Origin of the sequence: Streptomyces calidiresistens (genome assembly GCF_014141525.1) — a bacterium.
In the GTDB taxonomy this organism is placed as follows: Bacteria; Actinomycetota; Actinomycetes; order Streptomycetales; family Streptomycetaceae; genus Streptomyces; species Streptomyces calidiresistens.
In genome coordinates, this window is the sequence record NZ_VKHS01000693.1 from 1 (window position 1) to 2918 (window position 2918).

At 69.6% G+C, this 2918-nt stretch carries 4 protein-coding genes; all 4 read left to right on the top strand.

Annotated elements, in window-relative coordinates:
* The first annotated feature begins 323 nt into the window (after window positions 1-323).
* The 4 genes from FOE67_RS21545 to FOE67_RS21560 all read left to right on the top strand — a co-directional run bounded on the left by FOE67_RS21545 (window position 324) and on the right by FOE67_RS21560 (window position 2686).
* Window positions 324-1175 (top strand): helix-turn-helix domain-containing protein, encoded by an 852-nt coding sequence (locus FOE67_RS21545; protein WP_182666496.1) that lies wholly within the window; start codon window positions 324-326, stop codon window positions 1173-1175.
* Window positions 1176-1249: 74 nt separating this feature from the next.
* Entirely contained in the window at window positions 1250-1384 is a 135-nt protein-coding gene (locus tag FOE67_RS21550) for a hypothetical protein (protein WP_438874278.1), read from the top strand.
* 262 nt (window positions 1385-1646) lie between these two features.
* On the top strand, window positions 1647-2075 hold the full coding sequence (locus FOE67_RS21555) for a septum formation family protein (protein ID WP_182666497.1): 429 nt from the start codon (window positions 1647-1649) through the stop codon (window positions 2073-2075).
* 173 nt (window positions 2076-2248) lie between these two features.
* Complete coding sequence (locus FOE67_RS21560; RefSeq protein WP_182666498.1) at window positions 2249-2686, top strand: hypothetical protein; 438 nt, start codon at window positions 2249-2251, stop codon at window positions 2684-2686.
* Window positions 2687-2918 lie beyond the last annotated feature (232 nt).

The following is a 2918-nucleotide window of genomic DNA, read 5'->3' on the forward strand; positions in this document are numbered from 1 at the left end:
CCACCGCTCCCCACCCGCCGGCCCCTCCCCGACGGAGAGCGGTGGGGGTACCGGTGGGCTGCGGCATGTTCGACTCCACGGGCTCGACGGTGTGACGGAACCGTTGATCTCTGCCGAGAGGTGTCATTGCCACTTGTCGGATTGATTACACGATCCGGAAAGCGGTTCGCTCCCTCTCAACGGATGCGGACGATTCATAGCGTCTTTGCGGGGCCAAGTGCACAACGGGTTGTACTTGTTCACTCGAACGAGTTGTGGCTCTGGGGTGAGGTCGCTTCACCTGGTGTGGCCGGCCAGAATGGGCGCGAACAAGGGGAGAGACCATGGCCGTACGACAGCCGCCCACGATCCGCAAGCGTCGTCTGGGGGCCGAGTTGAGACGCCTCCGGGAGGCGGCCGGCATGTCCGCGCCCCGGGCCGCCGAGCTGTTGGGAACCGATCGCACCACCATTTCGAACATCGAATCGGGCCGCTTCGGGCTCAGGGAGGAACGGCTGCGTCGTCTCGCAGCCGTCTACGAGTGCGACGACCCCGCTCTGATCGATGCCCTGGCCACCGTGGTCGGAGGCCGGAGAACCGGTTGGTGGGAGGAGTACCGGGGGAAGATCCCGTCGGACTTCCTCGATGTCTCCGAAATCGAGCACCACGCCGTTCGGCTGCGCACCGTTCAAACCTCGCTGTTGCCCGGACTTTTCCATACCGAGGACCACGCCAGGGCTCTTTTCGACCTGGTGATCCCCCGTCTTCCCCGTCTGGAGGTCGAACTGCGGGTGGCGCATCGCATGGACCGACAACGAGTCCTGGTCGGGGAAAGGTCCATCCCGTACGTGGGGGTGGTGCACGAGTCCGCGTTGAGGATGCGCTTCGGCACGAGGGATGCCGTACGACAGCAGTTGAAACACCTGCTGGAGATGAGCGACCGTGACAATGTCGATCTCTCGGTGATCCCTTTCGCCGCCGGCGGCTATCCCCTGGTGGGGGACTCGGTTCTCTACGCCGAAGACGTTCACCCCCGACTCGACACCGTTCACGTGGACGCGCCGCTGGGGGCCGTTTTCATCGACTCCCCCACCCAGTTGGCCAATTTCCGTCGTCGTCTGGACGCGGTCCACCGGATGGCGTTGACTCCGGAGAGGTCCCGAGATCTCATCCTGGCCATCACAAGGGAGTTGTGACCGTGATACCCGAGTGCGGCAGTCGGTGGGTCAAATCATCTTTCTCCGGGGACGGCGGCAACAATTGCCTCGAGGTGGCCGCAGCCCCCGGCGGCGTGGCGGTGCGGGAGAGCGAGGTGCCGGGGCGGGTGGTGGTGGCCGACCCCGCCGCGTTCGCCGGGCTGTTGGCCGCCGTGCGCAGCGGGCGGCTCGGCGGTCCCGCGTGCTGAGTCCGGCGACGGGGCCCGGGGTTCGCTTCCGCCAAGAGCTTTGCGACCGTCCGATCGTCGCTTCTTCCGGGTTCCGTCACGAAACGGGCCGTCTCCCTGTCCGCCACCCGTGATGACCGATACCAAGGTGCGCATGTGCACACGGAGAAGGCATTGGGTGGCCGTGACGGCCGCCGTGGCGGTCGTCGGTCTCGGCGTGACGGCCTGTTCGGGGGACTCAGGGGTTCCCGCGCCCCCGGCGGTCGGAGCCGGGAACACCGACATGACGGATCTGGAGGCCGAACTGGAGGAAGCCCTCAAGGAGTTGGAGGACCTGGAGGGGATGGACGGCTGGGAGGGCCTCGGCACCGGCGCGCCGTTGAACGTCGGTGACTGCTGGGGGCGGGCGACGACCGTCGACCACGACCCCCGTTCCTGCGACGAACCGCACGTCTTCGAGGTGGTCGGCGTCCACGAGGGCTTCGAGGCCCCGGAGGGCGAGGGCCTGGCCGGGATGCAGGCGGAGCAGGAGGCCAGGGACGCCATCTGTGAGGGATTGTTCGCCGAGTACTTCGGCGTCTCCTACAACGACCAGCCGACGCCGATGATCCTGGTCACCCCCGAGCCGGTGGAGATGGGCTCCGACCGGATCGTGTGCAGCGCGTACACCACCCGGAGCGAGGAGCACACCGCCCCCTTCTCGATCGGCTGAGGCCCCGGGGGGCGCGAGGGCTCCGCCGAGTCGGCGGGAAGTGGCTCGGGGCCCCCGGCCGGCCCCGACACCGGCGCGCAGGGAGGAAATGTGCTCCGGATCGGAGCAAAGGGCCCCGCTCGATGTCGCCGGCCGGTAGGCAGGTGCGCATGTGCACACGGAAGAGGCGTTGGATGGCGGCGACGGCCGTCGTCGTGGCCGTGGGGCTGACGACGACGGCCTGCGGCGGCGAGGAGTGGTCCGACCCGCCGGAGTTCGCGGCCGACGACTTCGAGGCCGGGGAGTGGGGTGCCGGTGACGCGGCCGACGGGGAATGGGCGGTCGGCGACTGCTGGGGCGGTGCCGACGCGGCGGACCGGGACCCCCGCCCGTGCGAGGAGCCGCACGTCTACGAGGTGATCGGCGTCCACGACGGTGTCGGCGAGGCCGACGACGCGGCCCGCACCGCCCTGTGCGAGACCTCTTTCGCCGACTACTTCGGCGTTCCCCCGCAGGAGCAGGGCTCGCCCGGCCTGGTGATCGTCCCCGAGCCGGTGCCCGCCGAGGCCGACCGCGTGGTGTGCAGCGTGTACACCTCCACCTCCGAGGAACACACCGGTTCCTTCCGCTGACCCACCACGGGACTTCACGGGATTCCACGGGACTTCACGGGACTCGAGGGGACTTCACGGGAGCCGCCCGGGGCCCCGGCGAACGGTGCGCGAAAACCGTTGGCCGGGGCCCGCCCCCGCCCGGCCGACCGGCGGGCGGGCGCCGGACGTTGACCCGGCCGCGTCCGGAGCGGGGCACCCGGGCGGCACGGGAGGCCGACCCACCCGCCGGGGGTGGGGTGCGGGTCGAGGG